Source organism: Rhizobium sp. RAF56 (assembly GCF_052113965.1).
GTDB lineage: Bacteria > Pseudomonadota > Alphaproteobacteria > Rhizobiales > Rhizobiaceae > Rhizobium.
This window is the reverse complement of the sequence record NZ_JBFRDU010000010.1, coordinates 21,012-41,433: the sequence shown is the minus strand read 5'-3', so window position 1 is coordinate 41,433 and position 20,422 is coordinate 21,012. Positions and strand designations below refer to the sequence as shown.

The following is a 20,422-nucleotide window of genomic DNA, read 5'->3' as shown; positions in this document are numbered from 1 at the left end:
AATGATTTCGGTAGACGCGCGACCCCATCCCTACTTGCTCGACCCGGCGCATACGGCGCTGGTGGTCATCGACATGCAGCGCGATTTCATCGAGAAGGGCGGCTTTGGCGACAGCCTCGGCAACGACGTCGGCCGGCTCGAAGCGATCATCCCGGTCGTGGCCGGCTTGATTGCCCTTTTTCGTAAGCAGGGATGGCCGATTGTCCATACGCGCGAGGCGCACAAGCCGGATCTTTCCGACTGTCCGCCCTCGAAAATCCGACGCGGCAATCCTTCTCTCAAGATCGGCGACGAAGGACCCATGGGCCGCTTGCTTGTGCGTGGCGAACCGGGCAACCAGATCGTAGACAGACTCGCTCCCCTTGCCGGCGAGATCGTGATCGACAAGCCTGGCAAGGGTATGTTCTGGGCCACCGGGCTGGAAGCGATGTTAGCTGAGCGCGGCATCACCCATCTGGTCTTTGCGGGCGTGACCACCGAAGTCTGCGTCCAGACCTCGATGCGGGAGGCCAATGATCGCGGCTTCGAGTGTCTTCTGGTCGAGGATGCGACGGAAAGCTACTTCCCCGAATTCAAGGCATCCGCCATCGAGATGATCGTCGCCCAGGGCGGGATCGTCGGCTGGGTGGCGCCGCTCGCCGCCCTCGAAATGGCGGCCGAAAAGCAAGTGTCCCATGCCTGAGCAAAGCCGCCGGGCAAGACGCGTTGTGGAAAACGACGGCATGCACAACGGCCTCTGGCGTATACCGCAGGATACCGGCGTTGCAGCGGCCTTCGCCCGGAAGGCCGGCTAATGGTTATCAACGATCCCGCCACGCGCGCCGAAGTCGAAGCGATATTCTTTGCCTACGAGCAGGCCCTGTTGCGCAATGACAATAAAACGCTCGCCGCCATGTTCCTCGACCGTCCGGACACCGTGCGTTACGGCGTCAACGACGTGCAGCACGGTTACGACGAAGTGCTTGCCTTCCGCGCGACCCAGGCACCGTTCGACCGCGCGCTTGACCGCACGATCATCACCAGCTACGGCACGGACCACGCAACGGTGCAAACGCTCTTCGTCCGCGAAGATACGCCGGGAAAGATCGGCCGCCAGACGCAAGTCTGGGTGAGGACGAGAACCGGGTGGAAGATCGCCGCCGCACATGTAAGCATGATGGATGGCTAACCCTCGGGTCGGCAATTTGACGGACGGGCCAGTGCTCAAGAAGTTACCGCATACATCGGCGGAGGAAATCAGGCGACAGCTTGCCGACCGCATCATAGGCGGCGGACTGAAGCCCGGATCGGTACTTGACGAATCGCAGCTCGCAACCGAGTTCTCCGTTTCACGCACGCCCATCCGCGAGGCGCTGAAGCAACTTGCGGCCAGCGGTCTGGTGCAGCAAAAGCCGCATAGCCGCACCATCGTCGCCAAGCCTGACACGCAGGCGTTAACCGGCATGTTCGAGTTGATGGCCCATCTGGAGGCGCTCTGCGCCGAACTCTGTGCGGAGCGCATGAGCGCTGCCGAGCGTCACGCCCTGGAAGACCTGCATGCGCGGATGTCCGGCGTCGTCTCCGGCGGCGACCGGCTGGCCTATATTCGCCTCAACGAAATGTTTCACAACGCGATCTATCAAGGTTCGCACAACAGCTACCTTGAGGATGTTACCCGCCAGACGCGCCAACGACTGCAACCTTTTCGCCGTGCCCAATTTTCGACCCTGGGGCGACTGGCGCGGTCGCATGCCGAACACGGACAGGTTGTAGAGGCGATCTTGCGCGGAGGCCGCAGCGAAGCCGCGGAATTCATGCGCGCTCACATTTCATTGGTCGAGGATGCCTGGAACGAGTTCGCCAGCGGTTGATCAGCCGGAAAGGTAGGCTCTCCAGCCTCCAAATTCGCTGATGTCCCTTGCATCCTTGGCAGCCACTGCCTCGACCAGAAACCCCTTTGCCTGCGTTCCATCCGAGAATTGCAGCGTGCCGATGCCGAGCGGCGAGGGAATCGTCGCAACGAATTTTCCGAAGGCGGCCGGCTCCAATGCCCAGATTTCGGCCTTGATCGCGCTGCCGCCGCCCTTCTCAGCGCGCAAAAGGCCGGGCTTCGGCGGCACCGTTCCGCTCAGCGCAAAGAGCTTGTAGTCCGGCGCGGTTTCGACCTCACGAATGAAGACCGCGCCAAGTTCGGTCAGTTCCCGGTTGAGCGGCAGGCCGCTCAGATGTGCGCCCACGACCGCAAGCTCTATGTATTCAGGCGGAGGCCTGTTCGAACGGGCCACTTCTTTCTTCTCGACCGAGGCGGCAATACTTGCCACGAAACCGTCCCGGCCGGCTGGGGCAATAAAGGTCAGGCTGGACGGAAGGCCGTCCGAGCGGATGCCTGCCGGTACTGAAATGGCGCATAGATCAAGCAGGTTGACGAAATTAGTGTAGCTGCCGAGGTTGGAATTGTATTTCACCGGCTCGGCGCGAAGATCGTCGATCGTATAGAAGCGTGGGATGGTCGGAACGGCAAGGCAGTCGACTGCCGCCAGGATCGGTTCGGCCTGACGCCTGAGATCCGCGAGCTTGTAGAAGGCCTCGAAGGTCGCCACCGCGCCGATCCTTGCGCCGGGCTCGATGATGGAGCGGGTCACGGCCAGCATCGCCTCGGGGCGTGTTTCCAAAAGCGATCTGGTCGCGGCAAAGCGTTCGGCGACCCACGGTCCCTCGTAGAGCAATCGCGCCACGGTATGGAAAATCTCGAAATCAATTTCGACGATCTCGGCACCGAGTGAGCGCATCATGTCGAGATCGGCGGCATAGGCCGCTTCGGCGGCGGCGTCGCCAAAGAAGAGCCGTTGCCGGACAAGCGGCACGCCGATACGGACACCGGGGGACATATGGCCCAGGCTTAGCGCCGGCAGCTTTCGCGAATAGGCGTCGTCGGCGTCATAGGCAGCGGCGACCGCCGTCGCTCGTGCCGCAAGTTCCACGTCGCGTGCAAACAGCGAGATCGTGTCCAGCGTTCTGCACGCCGGCAGCATGCCGCTCGACGACAGCAGACCGAGCGACGGCTTGAGGCCGACGATGCCGTTCATCCCCGCCGGGATCCGACCAGAGCCTGCAGTATCGGTCCCGAGTGAGAAATCCACGATCCCCGCGGCGACGGCAACGGCCGAGCCGGAACTCGACCCTCCGGGCACAAGATCGGCCCGCAGTGCGTTGCGGGGCACGCCATACGGCGAGCGGACACCCACCAGCCCCGTTGCGAACTGATCCAGATTGGTCTTGCCGACAACGATGGCGCCCGCGGCCTCCAGCCTCTCCACGACGAAAGCCGAGCGCTCGGGACTATACGAGAAGGCCGGGCAGGCGGCAGTGGTGGGCAGGCCCGCAACATCGATATTATCTTTGACGGCAAAGAGCATGCCATAGAGCGGCCGTCCGTCTGGCCCTGCAAGCTGCAACCGCGCAGCCTCCGCCTCGAGCGTCTCCCTGGGTTTGATGCTCAAGAATATGGCATCGTCGGAGCATGCTTTCAGTCTTTCGAGACTGGCTGAAATCTTTTCACGAAGGTCCATTTCAACTGCCTCACAAGCGTTCACCTTCGCGGATTCTGCATACATTCGGCCGAAGATACACTAAAAAATAATCAAATTTGAAATTGATTAATTTTTGAGCAGTTGCTGCGATCTGACGCGGTACTGCGCGGGGGAGGGATGTATTGCCTACATCAAACCGAAGAGAGCGGCCATCGGCCGCTCTCTGTCTTTTCTAGGATGCAACGTGTGCCGAGGGTTGAGCACAACGCTATTTTTGTCGCGCCCATTCAGAGCGCAAGCAGCAAGCCGATTTTAGAATGGACTTAAATGCAACCTGCGCGATTGCATTCTTTGCGGAACTATTTTACGCGATAGCCGGACAGGTTGTTAAATAGTGAGCGAATCATATGGCTGCATTGCTATTAAAAAAACTCATTGGATGTATTTTATTCATGTTGTCCGCTCGGGTTGCGTTGGGCGCATTGATTGCCGCAAGCTGTCTGTTCTCTGTGGCAGGCATACAATCCGCAGCGCGCGCAGCGCAAGCCGATGCCGCCTCATCGGCTTCGAAGATATCCTCCCGGAAATTCGACGACTGGTACTATCGGTGCAGTGGGCCGACAGGCGCCGGAGAATGCGAAGTGGCGCAGGTCGCGCAAGTGCCGAAGGATGGCAAGAGCGTCAACGTGCTCTCGCTGGCGATTGCTCGACCGGCTGTCGGCGATAGTGATCCGAAAGGCCAAAAGGGATCGCTGACGCTGACCGTTCTCCTGCCTCTCAACGTCTATCTTCCCGCCGGTGTTTCGATCAGCGCGAACGGCAGATCCATTCTCAAACTCGACTACCGCAATTGCAATCAGATGGGCTGCTGGGCGCAGCACGCCTTCGACCCCAAGGCAATGAGCGCCCTTCGCAAGGTCGCGACGGCCGAAGCGCAAGTGCTGCTGATGGACGAGAAGCCCGTCAGCATCCGCTTCTCGACCAAAGGGCTTGGGCCGGCGCTGGATGAACTCAAGAACAGCGCTTTCAGGCAGTGAGCCCGACCATGGTGGCGAAAGCGGTTTGGATCTCTGTGGTCGGCGCAATGTTGTCTTCGGCTATAGCTCTGCCGGCCCATGGCCAGGCGCAGTCGCCGGCGGACGAGTTCTCGCGCCGTCAAAGTCAGCAATCGCAGAGCCGCCGCCTGGATAACCTCAAGCGGATCACTCCGGGGGGAACGCCGGATGCCGCGCCCGCGGCGGCCCCAGCCGGAGCGACCGATGCAGGCATCTGCTTTCACATTGCTCGCGTTGGCGTCGAGGGGGCGACGCGGGTGTCGCCTGCCGACATCGCTAAGATCACCGATCGTTATCGCGATCGCTGCATCGGACTTGCCGATATCAACACTGCGCTGCGCGATCTGACGCATCTTTATCTCGATCGCGGTTACGTGACCTCGCGCGCCTATGTGCCGCAACAGGACATCAAGGGCACCGGGCTGCTGCGCCTTGTCATGGTGGAAGGCACGATCTCCGACATCTACGTCAACGGCAAGAAACCGCGCGCCGGGGGTGCCGTCGCCGCGGCATTTCCGGGCGTGAAAGACAGTGTCGCCAATATCCGGGACGTCGAACAGGGGCTCGATCAGATCAACCGCCTGTCGTCGAATAATGCCAAGACCTCGATGCTGCCCGGCCCGAAGGACGGCACCACCATTCTCAACGTCGAGAACAACCCTGGGAAACGCTGGCACATGGCGCTTGCGCACGACAATCTCGGGCAAGAGAGCACCGGCTACGCCGAAACCTCGCTGCAACTTGGCCTAGATGATGCGCTCGGGATCAACGACCAGCTCGGCCTGTCTTATCAGCGTAGCGGTCCCGACTACCCCTGGGGTGGGGATGGTCACGGCAGCAGCAACAGCTATTCGTTCAATACCAGCGTGCCCCATGGATACTGGACGGTATCGGCGACCGGCTCGTGGTACACCTATCGAAGCAGCATCGCCGGCAAATTCAGGCCGATCGACACATCGGGGAATTCGGGACAGGCCGGTTTCGGCGTCGATCGCGTCGTCTTCCGGGATCAGGCTTCTATTACCACGCTGCGGACGAAACTCACCTACAAGCAGACCGACAACTTCCTACTCGGCAATCGCATCGAGGTCGGCAGCCGCCGCTACAGCGTCGGCACCCTTGGGCTATCGCACTCACGGCGCTTGCTCGGCGGCGTCTGGGCCTTCGATGCCGCCGTCGATCATGGGCTCGACCTCTTCGATGCCGTCCATGCCGGCGATCCCGGTGCCGGCGACGCCAATCCCCGCTTCTCGAAATACAGCGCCACCCTCAGCGTCACCGAGCCCTTCGCGCTGGCTGGCCAGTCCTTGGAATTCACCACGACGGCAAACGCTCAGTATTCGCCCGACAACCTCTTCGGTGCCGAGCAGATCTCGCTCGGCGGCCCGAGCAACGTGCGTGGTATGCGCCAAGGCGCTCTCTACGGCAACAACGGCGTCTTCGTGCGCAATGAGCTTGCACTACGCCTCAAGCCCTGGGACGGCAACGCCGAGGCGAGCGGGCTGCTCGGGGAACTTCGTCCCTATGTCGGACTGGACTACGGCCACGTCTACGGACAGTCCCGCTTCGATATTGCCGGGGGCGATCTCGCCGGTTGGACCGCAGGCGGCCGCCTGGTCGGAGGACGCCTCAATCTCGATCTTGGCTATTCCGACGTTCTGGCCGGAAGCGCCGGCAGCAACACGGCCGGGCTCTTTTACGTCAGCACGTCCATGCATTGGTGATTTAGATGAGATTTGAACAGATGTTTGTTGAACCTTTGCAGCGGTTTACCGCAGTCTCCTCGCGTTTGCTGGCGCTCGTCGTGCCATTGACGATACTCGCATCCTGCATGACCGCCGATCCCCGCCTCGTCGCTGCTCTCCAGCGTACATCAGTCCGCGAAATACGGATCGAGACGGCACCCGATATCACCATGGTTACCCCTTCAACCAGGGCAAAGCCGATCCGTTGTTACCGGCGGTCGTTTCGATGTTGAAAGGCACGATGGAAACGCAACTGATCGGCCTGCCCGGTGGTCCCACGCGCGGCCGCCTGGTCGTAACGCTACATGTCGTCGACGTCAGCTCCAAGGGTGGCCGCATTCTCCTAGGCCATGGCAGTTCCATCGGTGGGACGGTGCGGCTCGAGGACGCCAAAACCGGCCAGTTGATCGCAGAAGCCTCCGGTATCCGCGGTGAAGACATGGCAATGCACGGCGAAGGCTACGGCATCTTTATCGCCATGGCCGTCAATGCGGTAGCAGCGGCTGGCCCGAAGGATGTGCTCGTCAAACGGCTGACGGACACCTTCACCCGCGATGTCAAAAGCTGGTTGACCAAGAAATAGGCCAAGCGAGTGACGGAGCATGCCGCTCCACCGCTCACCCGAATGTACCGATCCTGATGTAAGACGTAGGAAGGCAAGACAGCGATGGAACGAGTAGGCAAACGCGCGGCTGGCGGCACAACCGTTAGCGGGCAGGATGGTACAGTCGGTCTCGTCTCCGGCGTCATAACCTCTGCACGGCGATTGATCGCTGCCACGCTTGCACTGACGCTGACGCTGCAGCCTGCACTCGTCCAAGCGCAGCAGGTCACGCCCGACATCGCAGCGCCTGTTGCCAACCAGCCGGGCGTCGGCGCCGCCCCAAATGGCGTTCCGCTGATCGATATCGTCACGCCGAATGCTCAAGGATTGTCCCACAACAAGTACGGCAACTTCAATGTCGGCACGCCCGGCCTGATCCTCAACAACTACAACGGCGAGGTCGGCACCTCCAAGCTCGGCGGCGTAACCCCAGGCAATCCCAATCTCAACGGCTCCGGCCCGGCAGGCGTCATTCTCAATGAAGTCACCGGCGGCGGCCGCAGCGCGTTGAACGGCCTGACGGAAGTATTCGGTGGCCGCGCCGACGTCATCGTCGCCAACCCGAACGGCATAACCTGCGACGGCTGCGGCTTTATCAACACGCCGCATGCGACGCTTACCACCGGCGTGCCCGATATTGGCGGCGACGGCCGCTTGAATGGGTTTACCGTCGACGGCGGCGACGTGACTTTCGGTGCCGGTGGCGGCAATTTCGCGGCCGGCGATGGCGCCGTCGACCTGTTCGACGTGGTGTCGCGCACGATTACCGTCAACGGTCCGGTCTTTGGCAAGGATCTGCATCTAACCGCCGGGCGCAACAAATTCGATTATGCCACAGGCCAGGCGACGGCGCTGACCGCGACTTCCGGAACGCCGGAATACGCAATCGACGGCACGGCACTCGGCGCCATGCAGGCCGACCGGATCAAGATGGTTGTCACCGACAGGGGCGCCGGCGTACGCATGCGCGCCGACATGGCCGCCAATGCCGGCGAATTGTCCCTTTCCGCGGATGGCAAGATCTCGCTCGGCAATGTCTCGGGCACGCAGGGCGTAGCCGTGAATTCCGGCGGGCGGGTCGAGGCTGCGAAGATCGCATCCAAGGCGCGAGTGGCTGTTCGCGCCGCCGATGGCATCACGCTGCAATCCGTGGCGGCCGACGGCGACGTTCTTCTTTCCGGCGGAGCGGGCCTGATCTCGCTTGCCGGCGGGGCAGAAAGCCTCGGCAGCCTTGAGCTGACGGCTGAGGGTGACATATCAGGCGGTACCCTGAAAGCCGGCCTCGACACGCATCTCGCAAGCACTGGCGGCGATATCCGCCTCAATGGGGACGCCAGCGCCGGTCGCAACCTGACCCTATCGGCCGTCAGCGGCTCGATCAACGCGGCATCGCTGATCAGCGGCAACATCGACGTTAGGGCCGGACGGATCAAGGCGCAAAACATCTTCGGCAACGGCAGCATCGCGCTCTCCGGCGACATGGAGGCGAGCGGCCAGATCCTCGGCGCGTCCGGCATTTCCATTACCGGCGCAACCAAAGCCGGCGCCATCGTCGCCGGTGTCGATTTCAAGGCCACGGCGGCATCCGCATCCGGCAAGATCCTTCTTGGCCAGGCCGGTGATCTTCATCTTGCGGCGGCGTCGAAGGACATCGAGGTCGGCACGTTTTTGGCCGCTGGCGATATCGACGCCGTCGCGGCCAACATCCGGGCGCAGGCGATCACCGGGCACCGCACCGTTTCGCTGACGGCCAATATCGACATCGACGGCATGGCACAGGCCGCCTCCGATCTTTCCGTGGCCGGCGGTCACATCAATGCCGGCGCCATGGTGTCGGGGGTAGATTTCGCCGGGACAGAGGCATCCGCTTCGGGCGAAATCCTACTGGGAAGCGCAGGGAACCTTCATCTTGAGGCAACATCCGCCGACATCGAGGTCGGGACGCTGCTGTCGGCAGGCGACCTTCGCGCGACCGCGGCTGAGGGTATTTCGGCAAACGCCGTCAGCCACAAGGCGCTCTCGCTTCAGGCGGGCGGCGACATCGCCCTTAGCGGCCAATCGAGGGCCGCGTCCGACGTCGCTTTAACGGCAGCAAACGTAAATGTCGGCGAGTTGATCTCGGGCGTCGATTTCGACGCGACGGACGCCGGTGCCGGCAACCTGATGCTTGCCGGCAACGGCGCAATCGCGATTAATGCAACACAGGGCTCGGTCACCGCCGACAACCTGCTCAGCGCCGGCGACATGCGCGTTCATGCCGTCCAGAACATTGCCTACAACGCTGCTCAAAGCGGTGCTGATCTCGCGCTGGCGTCCGACGGCGGCGCGATCAGCCTAGACAAGGCAACGCGCGCAGGAGGCGACATCGCCCTTGCTCTGCAGAACATCGACCTCAGCAACGGCCGCAGCGGGCTCAGCACCGCCGGCACCCTGAAGATCAACGCCCAAAACGCCAACCTCTCCAACAGCAACCTGACCTTCGGGGGGCTCGATCTTTCGCTGACTGGGACGGCGGATGTATCCAATGCCAGGATCAACACGACCACCGCTTCCGGCGGCACCGGCGACCTGTTGATTTCAGCCTCGGCGCTGGCCACCAATAACGCAACCAAGCTGCTCGCCGGCGACGATCTCGACCTGACGCTCGCCAGCCTCGCCAACTACGGCCAGCTCGCTGCAGGCAACGACCTGACGTTCAATATCGGCAGCGATCTCTACAACAGCCCGTCGGGCCTGATCTACGCTGGGCATGATGCTCGCTTCTACGTCCCCGGCACACTCACCAATGACCAGGGCGCGATCATCGCGGGCCATGATCTCACTGTTGCCGGCGGAGCTGCGGGTCAGCGCAACGGCGCACTTATCAACCACGCCGGCTTGATCCAATCCGGCAACGACATGTCGATTACGACGGGCTATTTGCTCAACGAGGCGCTAACGACGCCTGCCGTTTCGCAGGTATTGACCTCCAGCAGCCCTCTCTCTGAGTACGATATCCTCACGCGCGACTATGACGGCCAACCTATCACGTCAAGTCGTCCCGTCTACCGCAACATCGCGGACGACCAGAGCGTGGGTGGAGCAAACGCACCGGCCCTTATCCGTGCTGGCGGCAATTTGATGATCGATACCCGCGGTCTCACCAACAGCCACAGCGCTATCGAAGCTGGAAATTCGCTAACCATTTTAGGCTCAGGCGTGCTCGCAAACCAAGGTATGCAGCTTCAACGCAGAACATGGGTTAGTTGCGATTCAGACGAGCCTTGCGAATATTATCCGAACATCGTTGGCGAATGGAGGCTTGATTGCTCAGGCGGTAGCCCTGACGGTAGTAGCTCCTGCGATTATGTCTACGTGACATCCGAACTGGAATGTTCCGGCAACAGCCCCAATGGCTCTGGCCGCTGTCACTCTCGACAGCTAACCGCGCCAAATCCCAATGGCAAGCGCGATCCCTCGAAAGACCTCCAGCCCGGCAAAAACATCACAAGCATCGAGACGATCGGCGCGGTCGGGGCCAGGATCAATGCCGGCGGCGCTCTTAATATCCTAGGCTTCAGCGCCGTCAACAACACATCTGGAGCCGGCTCCGTCGCCGGCAACATAGCCGTCGCAGCCCCCAGCGCAGTCACTGACCCGACCGCCACGCTTACCGGCATGACGGCAGGCGCGGCGCTGTTTTCGCTGAACGCCGCCGTCGGCAGCATCGCCGCAGGTAGCGACCCGGCAGCCGCTTCGACGCTGACCGCGGCGCTTGCCGCCTCCATGCCAAAGCCGCAATCGGGCGGCTTCGGCGGCACGATCCCCGGCCAGGTCTTCCTCTATGAAACCCGCGCCGAATTCCTCGACGTCGGCAAGTTCTATGGCTCCAGCTATTTCATCAGCCGCCTCGGCTACCAGCCGGATAGAGCATATCCCTTCCTTGGCGACGCCTATTTCGAGAACCAGTTCATCGACCAGCAACTGCGCATGCGCACCGGCCAGGGCCTCGGCGGCAACGCGATCGACGAGGTCAAGGCGCTCTACGACAACGGCATCGCCTATGCCCAGAGCCACGGTCTCACCTTCGGCGACGTGCTGTCGCCACAGGCGGCCGCCGCGCTGACGGCGCCGCTCGTCTTGTATCAGAAGCAGATGGTCGACGGCATCGTAGTGCTGGCGCCGACGGTCTATCTCCCGAGCACCGAGATGGCCGCGCTGACGCCGTCGGGCGCGCTGATATCAGGCAACTCGGTCTCGATCGCCGGCGGCGCGGTCAGCAATTCCGGCACGATTGCGGCCAAGGGCAATCTCGCCGTCTCCGGCTCTTCGATCATGGCCAAGGGCGGGCGCTTCAAGGCGGGCGGCGACCTGACGCTCGCCTCGGCGGGCGCGCTGACGCTGGAAACGCAATCGCTCGATCTTTCCGGTTCGCTCTCAAGCAGGCAGGTGCTCGGAGCCGCGGCCTCGGCGACCGCCGGCGGCAACGTCACGCTCAGCGCGGGCAGCGACCTGACGCTGAAGGCGGCGACGGTTTCGGCCGGCGGCAATCTCGCCGTCGCCTCCACGGGGGGCTCGGTCAACATCGCCACGGTCGAGACCACCGACCGGTCCGCCAACAGAACGACCACCACCGTTACCACGACCGAGCACGGCTCCAGCCTTAGCTCCGGCGGCGATACGACGATCAACGGCAATAGCGGCGTTCTCATAGCCGGCTCGAAGGTTTCGGCTGGCGGCGACGTGGCGCTCGCCTCCAAGGGTGACGTGAACGTCACCGCCGTCGAAAGCCGGACGGACAGCGCCTATCGGCAAGGCCGCACGACGAGTTCGTCCGCCGAGACCCATAATCAGGGCGCGTCGATCGCCGCCGGCGGCAACCTGACGGTCGAGGCCGGTCATGACATCGCCGTCGTCGGCTCAGACCTTTCGGCGGGCGGTGTCGCCGGGCTTGCCGCCGGCAACGACGTGACCATCGCCGAGGCGGTCGACACCACGACCAGCGACTTTCACACCAAGAAGAAGGGCGGCCTGTTCAGCGGCAGCCGCGAGACGACGAAACACAGCGAAACGGAAACGGCGGTCGGCTCGTCGGTCTCGGGCGGCGCCGGCGTCGCAGTCATCTCGGGCAACAATACCGTCGTCTCGGCCTCGACGCTTAATGCCGGCGGTCCGGGGCGGCCGGCGGATCTGTCGATCGCCGCCGGCGGCGACATCGTCGTCGCCTCGGGCGCCAATACGGCCGCCTCCAGCGAGGCCAGCAAGAAGAGCGGCTTCCTTTCGAAGAAGAGTTCGTCGGGCCAGCGCTACGACGAAACCACCGTCGCCTCTGAGCTAACGGCGACCGGCGATCTGATGCTTAATGCGGGCGGGCAGGCGGCCGTCTCCGGCTCCAATCTTGCCGCCGGCTCAAATCTCGCCGTCGTCGGCGACAGCGTCTCGGTCGCGGCTGCGGAAGAAAACCATAGCCTCAGCCAGCAGTCGAAGAAATCCGGCCTGTTTGCCGGCTCCGGCGACGGCTTCTTCTCGATCTGGGGCAAGAACGAGAAGACCGCGGCCGACGGCTCGACCGTCGCCGTCGGCTCGAACCTTGCCGCAGGCGGCGACGTAGCGCTTGTGGCGCGCGCCGGCGACGTCAGCGTCTTCGGCTCTTCGGTCGCGGCCGGAGCGGACCTTTTGTTGAGTGCCGCCCGCGACGTCAACGTCACGCCGGGTGCCGAAAGCGCGTTCTCCTTGGAACAGAAGAAGCGCTCCGGCTTCGGCATCCAGGTGTCGTCCGGCAGCGGCTCTGCCTCGATCGGCATCGGCTTCGGCTCGGCCACCGACAAGACCAGCCAAGGCACTTCGACCAACGCCACCTCGACGCTTTCAGCCGGCCGCGACGTCACCATCGACGCCGGCCAAGACGCCAACCTGCAGGCCGCAAAGGTTACAGCCGGCCGCGACGCCGACATCCTTGCGGCCAACGACGTCAACCTGCTTTCGGCCGAGGACAAGAGCAACTACGAGGAGCTGCACAAACAGTTCTTCGCCGGCGTCAGCCTGACGGTGCAGTCCAGCCTGATCAGCGCGGGGCAGAACATCGCCTCGGCCGCAAACGGCCTTGGCGGCGACAACAAGGCCTATGCGATCGCACCGGCGGCGCTCGCCGCCTACAAGGCCTATGACGCCTTGAAGAATATCGGCGAAGGCACGCAACCGCTTGCCTCCGCCTCGCTTTCGGCCGGCTTCAGCTACTCGAAGAGCGAGATAGCGGCATCCTCTTCCGCGCCTGTTTTGACCACCGTCAATGCCGGCAACGCGGCGACGCTCATATCCGGCGGCGACACCACGCTTGCCGGCGCCGTCGTCTCCGGGAATAGCGTCATCGCCGATGTCGGCGGCGATCTCAACATCATCAGCCGTCAGGCGACGGCCGCCTATAAGGAGAAGACGCTCGGCGCCTCTCTCGGCATCGATCTCTTCAGCGGCGCCGTTTCCGGCGGCGCGCAGCTCGGCAGGATCAAGGGCGACTATGCCAATGTCACCCAGCAGTCGGGCATCGTCGCGGGCACGGGCGGCTATCACGTCACCGCCGACGGCGATGTCGAGCTCAAAGGCGGCGTCATCGCCTCGACCGCCGATCCAGAGAACAACGAGCTCTCGGCCAATTCACTCACCTATTCCGACATCGCCAACAGCTCGAAGACATCCACCTCGAGCTACGGCTTCTCGCTGACCCCGATCGGCATTCCGGTGCCGGTCGTCGGCCAGCCGGCGAAGCAGGACGATGGCGGTGTCGCCCGCGCCACACTCAGCCCAGGGCAATTGACGCTTACCAACCAGAGCCAGGATCTTTCCGGCCTCAACACCGATCTGTCAAAAGCAAACACCAGCGTTGAGCCGTTCGACATCGACAGGCTGAAGGCGCAGCAGCAGAGCGCGGCAGCACTCTCGGAACTGCTGAACATCGGCGTCGGCGAGCTCTCCAAAAAGCTCGGCTTTGCGGAGGGCAGCAAGGAAAAGATCGTCTTGCATGCGGCGGTCGGCGCCATCGTCGCCAAGGCGGCGGGCGGCAATATCGCGGCCGGTGCGCTGGCCGGTGGCGCCAGCGAATTCGCCAACGGCGTGCTGCAGGACGTACTCAAGGTCAATCCGAACCTCACCGACACTCAGAAGAGCGCCATCACCCAATGGGTGGCGGCAGTCGTGGGAGTGGCAGTCGGCGGAACGCAAGGGGCTGCGACCGCGCTCGACAACGTCAACCACAACTTCCTGACACACAAGCAGCGTGAGGATCTCTCAAGCGAGTTGAAGGGCTGCGACAGCGAACCTGATCCGGTCTCTTGCAAGGCCGCGGTTTCCCAGCGCTACATCGATCTGGACTTCGATCAGGATCGTCTGCTCGACGCATGCCGCACGACGAAATGCGTGCGCGATCTCCTGGGCGACCTGAACGAAAACCCGCAATTTTCCTATCGCGAGGTCCTGGAGTTGCAGAAGCTTGGGCTCAATGAAGCCGAAGCGCAGCGCCTGCTTGCCTATCAGGTTCAGGAGCGTTGGCTGACGGGCGACGCCAGCACCTTCGAGCAACACGTAATGGATGTCGCCGCGGGCGTTGGCTACTGCGAGGATCTCGGCCAATCGGCCGGCTGCTTCGCGACCGGGCAAGCCCTCAAATACGTCTCCGAAACCGTAACCGGTATGGCATACGGCGTTCTCGGCCTATCCGCGGCCGCGAAGGGTGGGTCGACTGAGGGAGAGGCAGCGGCGGGCGAAGGCAAAATTGCGGGTCAAGTGCCTATTGCACAGCAGACGTCAGGAGCAGAAAATATAGCTGCCGCTGCCAAATTGGCCGAACAGCTAAGGCTTGAGTCGGCTGCCTCGCCGTTTGCTTCCACAGGGGAGTTGACGTTAAACGCTATCGCGGGCTCAAGCGAAATCATCCCGCCCGGATACCTCGGAAATAAAGCGATCCCACCAGAGTATGGCAAGTACACCACTAGCGCTTTTCAAAGTCCATCTGGAAATTTCCAAGTGCATTTCTATATGAATCCGAGCACAGGAAAGGTATTATACGATCTCGACTACAAGGCAGTTTATAACGCGCAGGTACCATCAAGGCCATGAAAGTAAGATGCACTATGTTGTTGGATGCTTTTGGAAGGATGGCCGAAGCCTCTAATTGGCTCACGCTTGGCCGCGTCTATCATGTCATGGGCATTAATATAGCTAGCGACGGCAAGAAATTCTATCAGATCGTGACGCATGAGAAGCCAGGCGAATGGCCCAACGTTGGGTACTATGATTCTCGTTGCTTTGAAGTGCTCACCAATTTTGCCCCGTCGAACTGGCGCGTGTCGGTAAATCGAGATTCAATCTTGATTGGGCCAGAGGCTTGGTTGGGTCATGCGTTCCTGGAGGCGTTCCATGATCATTCCCCCTTGACCATGCGAATTTTTGAACGAGAATGCGAAATCATTTTACAAGAAGATCCATAAGGCGAACGCTTGGCAACGTCTCCGACGGCTATTCGGTCGCCAATGCGGCGATGGGCGCGATGAAGGCCTACGATGCGCTAAACGCCCTCGCCAAGGGCGGCAACATCGCCTCGGTCTCGGCAACCGTCGGCTTCAGCGCCTCCAAGAGCGAGGCGTCGGGGGAAAGCTCGACGCCCGTCGTCACCACTGTCGATGCCGGCCGCGCGGTTGCGATCGAAGCCGGCAACGACATTACCGACCATGGTGTGCAGATTTCCGCTGGTAATGAGGCGGCCGGGCAGCCGCGTGTCTCGGACGATCCGTTGGCCGGCGACATCCTGTTGTCGGCCGGTCATGACATCAGCTTTAAGCGCGCTGAGGCTTCGAACAGTTCGTCGGCCAGCAGGAGGCCACACAAGCAGCGGCCTCCTCCTCCTCCAGCCACTCACGAAAATCAGCTGCAGCCGCTTGTGGCGCCGCAGGTGTCGCACTTTTCGCAGGTGCCGTTGCGGACCATCGTGAAGTTCTGGCACTCCGAGCACATGTTGCCAGTGTAGCCCTGCATGATGGAACGGGCGCGGCGTTCGGCTTCCAGCTTCTTGGCTTCGGTCTTGGCCGATGCCGCGTCGGCGGCGGCTTTGTCGGAGAAGAGGGCGGTTGCCGACTGCGTAGCCTCGGAGGGTACCTCCTCAGCTACTTCCTCGGCGATCTCCTCGACCAGTTCCTTGGCGCGTTCCTCGTAGTCCCGCTTGAAGGCGAGGATTTCCGAGGTCGATGTCGCGATCGTCACATCCAGCTTGCGCACGGTGTTGCCGGCGATCGAGGTGATCGTCGCGCCGCTTAAAGCCTTTGAGGGAGCTGCTGTCGCTGCACCCTTTGGCTCGCCCATCTGCCGCTCGCCACCGGCGCCTTGAACCAGCGTCGGCTTGTAGCCGCGGGTCCAACCGGTCGAGATCAGGTTGGTCTTGCCTTCCTGGATGCCCTTGCCGAGCGCGGTATTCGAGAAGTCGGACGTGTCGACATGGGCGAGATCGTGACGGTTGAGATAGGAGACGGCCAGTTCGCGGAAGACGTAGTCGAGGATCGACGTCGCGTTCTTGATCGCGTCGTTGCCCTGGACCATGCCGGCCGGCTCGAACTTGGTGAAGGTGAAGGCCTCCACATATTCCTCGAGCGGCACGCCATACTGCAGGCCGAGCGAAATCGCGATCGCGAAGTTGTTCATCATCGCGCGGAAGGCAGCGCCTTCCTTGTGCATATCGATGAAGATTTCGCCGATACGGCCGTCGCCGAATTCGCCGGTGCGCAGATAGACCTTATGCCCGCCGACGATCGCTTTCTGGGTGTAGCCCTGGCGGCGGTTCGGCAGCTTCTCACGCTCGCGGGTGACCCGCTCTATGACGCGCTCGATGATCTTTTCGGTGACCGTTACCGCCTGGGCGGCGACCGGCTGCTGCAGCAGTTCCTCCAGCGCATCCTCGTCCGCATCGTCCTCGATCAGCGAGGAGTTCAGCGGCTGGCTGAGCTTCGAGCCGTCGCGATAGAGCGCGTTCGCCTTCAGGCCGAGCTTCCAGGACAGCATATAGGCGCTTTTGCAATCCTCGACGGTCGCCTCGTTCGGCATGTTGATCGTCTTGGAGATCGCGCCCGAGATGAAGGGCTGGGCCGCGGCCATCATGCGGATATGGCTTTCGACCGAGAGGTAGCGCTTGCCGATCTTGCCGCAGGGGTTGGCGCAATCGAAGACGGCGAGATGCTCGTTTTTCAGGAACGGTGCGCCTTCCAGCGTCATCGCACCGCAGACGTGGACGTTTGCGGCCTCGATGTCCTTCTTCGAGAAGCCGAGATGGTCGAGCAGGTTGAAGCTCATGTCTGCGAGCTGCTCGTCCGTGACCTTAAGCGTACCCTTCAGGAAGTCAGGCCCAAGGGTCCACTGGTTGAAGACAAACTTGATATCGAAAGCGCTCTTCAGAGCCGCGTTGACCACCTCGACCTTCTCGTCGGTGAAGCCCTTGGCCTTCAGCGTCGAAGGGTTGACGGCCGGCGCCTGGTTGAGGTTGCCGTGGCCGACCGCATAGGCCTCGATCTCGGCGATCTGGCTTTCCGAATAGCCGAGCGTGCGCAGCGCTTCGGGAACGGCGCGGTTGATGATCTTGAAGTAGCCGCCGCCGGCGAGCTTCTTGAACTTCACCAGCGCGAAGTCCGGTTCGATGCCGGTGGTGTCGCAATCCATGACGAGGCCGATCGTGCCGGTCGGCGCGATCACGGTTGCCTGGGCGTTGCGGTAGCCATGCTTCTCGCCGAGTTCCAGCGCCTTGTCCCAGGCGCTCTTGGCATGGGCGGCGAGATCCTGATCGGGGTTTTCGGCGTGGATCAGGGCGACCGGGTTGATCGACAGGCCTTCATAGCCCGAGGTCTCGCCATAGGCCGCGCGGCGATGGTTGCGGATGACGCGCAGCATCTGCTCGCGGTTCGGCTTGAACATCGGGAATGCCCCGAGTTCCGCAGCCATTTCCGCCGAGGTGGCATAGGAAATGCCGGTCATGATCGCAGTCAGCGAGCCGGCGATCGCGCGGGCTTCGTCGCTGTCATAGGGAATGCCTGACGACATCAGCAGGCCGCCGATATTGGCGTAGCCGAGACCGATCGTGCGGTATTCGTAGGAGAGTTCGGCGATGCGGCGCGACGGGAACTGCGCCATCATTACAGAAATTTCGAGCACGACGCTCCAAAGCCGCACGGCATGTTCGTAGTCGGCGATGTTGATGCGCTTGCTGGCCGCGTCCTTGAACATCATCAGGTTCAGAGAGGCGAGGTTGCAGGCGGTGTCGTCGAGGAACATGTATTCCGAGCACGGATTGGAAGCACGGATCGGGCCTGCCGCCGGGCTGGTGTGCCAATCGTTCATCGTCGTGTTGAAGTGCAGGCCCGGATCCGCCGATGCCCAGGCGGCGTAAGAGATCGATTCCCAGAGGTCGCGAGCCTTCAGCGTCTTCATGACCTTGCCGTCCTTGCGGGCGGTCAGGTTCCAGTCGCCGTCGTTCTCGACAGCGCGCAGGAAGTCGTCCTTGATCGAGACCGAGTTGTTCGAGTTCTGGCCGGAGACGGTCAGATAGGCTTCCGAATCCCAGTCGGTGTCGTAGGTCTTGAATTCAAGGTCCTTGTAGCCCTGGCGGGCGAACTGGATGACGCGGCCGACGTAGTTTTCGGGAACCTGATCCTTTTTGGCGGCGCGGATTTCGCGCTTGAGGGCAGGGTTCTTCACCGGATCGAAGCAGTCGTCGCCTGTGCCTTCGCAATTGAAGCAGGCCTTCATGATCGCCTTCAGGTGGCGGTTTACGATCTTCGAGCCGGTGACGAGGGCGGCAACCTTCTGCTCTTCCTTGACCTTCCAGTTGATGTATTCCTCGATATCGGGATGGTCGATGTCGACCACCACCATCTTGGCGGCGCGGCGCGTCGTGCCGCCCGACTTGATGGCGCCGGCGGCGCGGTCGCCGATCTTCAGGAAGCTCATCAGGCCGGAGGAACGGCCGCCGCCGGAAAGCTTTTCGCCTTCGCCGCGCAGATACGAGAAGTTGGAGCCGGTGCCGGAGCCGTATTTGAAGAGACGCGCTTCACGCACCCACAAGTCCATGATGCCGCCTTCGTTGACGAGATCGTCCTCGACCGACTGGATGAAGCAGGCATGCGGCTGCGGATGTTCGTAAGCCGACTTCGACTTGGTCAATTTGCCGGTGAACGGGTCGACATAATAGTGGCCCTGGCCAGGGCCGTCGATGCCGTATGCCCAGTGCATGCCGGTGTTGAACCACTGCGGCGAGTTCGGCGCCACGCGCTGGGTGGCAAGCATATAGGCGAGTTCGTCGCAAAAGGCCGATGCATCTTCTTCCGAAGAGAAATAGCCGCCCTTCCAGCCCCAGTAGGTCCAGGTGCCGGCAAGACGGTCGAAGACCTGGCGAGCGTCGATTTCCGAACCCGTCTGCTGGTCCTTCGGCAGGTCCTTGAGCGCCGCGTCGTCGGCGACCGAGCGCCACAGGAAGGAGGGGACGTCGTTTTCCTCGACGCGCTTCAGCTTGGCAGGAACGCCGGCTTTGCGGAAATACTTCTGCGCAAGGATATCGGCCGCGACCTGGGAGAACTGCGCGGGAACGTCGATGTTCTCGAGGCGGAAGACGATCGAGCCGTCGGGGTTCTTGATCTCACTCGTCGCCTTGCGGAACTCGATATCCGCATAGGGTGATTGGCCGGCCTTCGTAAAGCGACGTTCGATGCGCATATCCCTACCTCGTTCGTTGGTGCGCCCCGTCCCCGTTGACCAGCGCGCAAAAATCTTGCCCGGCTTCGCGGTTTAGCGCGCAGCCAGTGTTCCTTCAGACGGGACGTTCATCAATGACGCCCCTGTATCTTGTGGTGATGGTGGCTGCAAACACTAAATATAGTGTTAACAGCTTATTGACGCCAGTCCCCGCATGACGTTTTTGACAGAATTCTAATCGACGCACTTAGCCCATGGCGCGCCGGCCCCTCATAGACCCAACGCCCTGATACAGATATCGATTTCGAAAGAGAACCGGCCCGCAGATCATGTCCGGTTCGGTCGCCGCCGCAACGTGGTGTTATTAAGTTTGAAACACCCTATTTCGTCAAGGGGTGGGCTTTGAGAGTTTCTTAACCACAAGATATTGTGGTGATTGCCTGTGGAAAGCGGGGAAACGGGAAAAGCCCCAAAGAGTCAATCGCTTGGCCGGAAAACCTGACATTTCTGGGGGCGGAAAGCTGCGAACTTGCTTGAACGGAGAGGCAATAAAGTGACAAGATTGTGACTGTGACGAAATGGCAACATTAGTCTCTGCGGATCTCTCGACAAGCCCCTGATTCGGCGGCGCATCCCGCAGATCCGGGGCACTTTGAGGCATACTTGGACAAGGCAGGCGGTCGCCGAGGGGCAGCGCCCTCCGCTCTCCGATCGTCGGCGCTAAAGCCAAGTGATTCGTTTCGCGGGGCGAATTTGGGGCTCTTTCCACGACTGGCCTCGGTCTCGCAGCGGTCCGTCAGAATCATATTGACA

General features: G+C 61.9%; 10 protein-coding genes and 1 pseudogene. 9 read left to right on the top strand and 2 right to left on the bottom strand.

All coding sequences use genetic code 11. The features are described 5' to 3' along the window. Position 1: 1 nt before the first annotated feature. From AB4048_RS10440 to AB4048_RS10430, 3 genes are all read left to right on the top strand, one after another. The gene (locus AB4048_RS10440) at positions 2 to 682 is read left to right on the top strand and encodes a cysteine hydrolase family protein (protein WP_442201882.1); all 681 of its coding nucleotides are present in this window, start codon (positions 2 to 4) and stop codon (positions 680 to 682) included. A 111-nt stretch (positions 683 to 793) separates the two neighbouring features. Beyond that, positions 794 to 1,168, top strand: a complete 375-nt coding sequence (hpxZ, locus tag AB4048_RS10435) for an oxalurate catabolism protein HpxZ (protein WP_442201881.1) — start codon at positions 794 to 796, stop codon at positions 1,166 to 1,168. A gap of 31 nt (positions 1,169 to 1,199) precedes the next feature. Further along, entirely contained in the window at positions 1,200 to 1,850 is a 651-nt protein-coding gene (locus AB4048_RS10430) for a GntR family transcriptional regulator (RefSeq protein WP_442201880.1), read from the top strand. Here the strand turns inward: AB4048_RS10430 and atzF are convergent, their stop codons facing one another. After that, complete coding sequence (gene atzF, locus AB4048_RS10425; protein ID WP_442201879.1) at positions 1,851 to 3,593, bottom strand: allophanate hydrolase; 1,743 nt, start codon at positions 3,591 to 3,593, stop codon at positions 1,851 to 1,853. 425 nt (positions 3,594 to 4,018) lie between these two features. Between atzF and AB4048_RS10420 the strand changes: the two genes are divergently transcribed. From AB4048_RS10420 to AB4048_RS10395, 6 genes and pseudogenes are all read left to right on the top strand, one after another. Continuing rightward, the gene (locus tag AB4048_RS10420) at positions 4,019 to 4,546 is read left to right on the top strand and encodes an invasion associated locus B family protein (RefSeq protein ID WP_442202004.1); all 528 of its coding nucleotides are present in this window, start codon (positions 4,019 to 4,021) and stop codon (positions 4,544 to 4,546) included. A gap of 8 nt (positions 4,547 to 4,554) precedes the next feature. Continuing rightward, complete coding sequence (locus AB4048_RS10415) at positions 4,555 to 6,288, top strand: ShlB/FhaC/HecB family hemolysin secretion/activation protein (protein ID WP_442201878.1); 1,734 nt, start codon at positions 4,555 to 4,557, stop codon at positions 6,286 to 6,288. 20 nt (positions 6,289 to 6,308) lie between these two features. After that, positions 6,309 to 6,892: pseudogene (locus tag AB4048_RS10410) on the top strand (hypothetical protein). Positions 6,893 to 6,976: 84 nt separating this feature from the next. Further along, on the top strand, positions 6,977 to 15,001 hold the full coding sequence (locus AB4048_RS10405; protein ID WP_442201877.1) for a hemagglutinin repeat-containing protein: 8,025 nt from the start codon (positions 6,977 to 6,979) through the stop codon (positions 14,999 to 15,001). A gap of 38 nt (positions 15,002 to 15,039) precedes the next feature. After that, entirely contained in the window at positions 15,040 to 15,372 is a 333-nt protein-coding gene (locus tag AB4048_RS10400) for a hypothetical protein (RefSeq protein WP_442201876.1), read from the top strand. Further along, on the top strand, positions 15,342 to 15,908 hold the full coding sequence (locus AB4048_RS10395) for a hemagglutinin repeat-containing protein (RefSeq protein ID WP_442201875.1): 567 nt from the start codon (positions 15,342 to 15,344) through the stop codon (positions 15,906 to 15,908). The genes AB4048_RS10400 and AB4048_RS10395 overlap by 31 nt, the downstream gene beginning before the upstream one ends. Here AB4048_RS10395 and AB4048_RS10390 read toward each other — a convergent pair. After that, positions 15,806 to 19,630: a vitamin B12-dependent ribonucleotide reductase gene (locus AB4048_RS10390; protein WP_442201874.1), complete on the bottom strand. Its 3,825-nt coding sequence runs from the start codon at positions 19,628 to 19,630 to the stop codon at positions 15,806 to 15,808. The two genes, AB4048_RS10395 and AB4048_RS10390, sit on opposite strands and share 103 nt — an antisense overlap. Positions 19,631 to 20,422 lie beyond the last annotated feature (792 nt).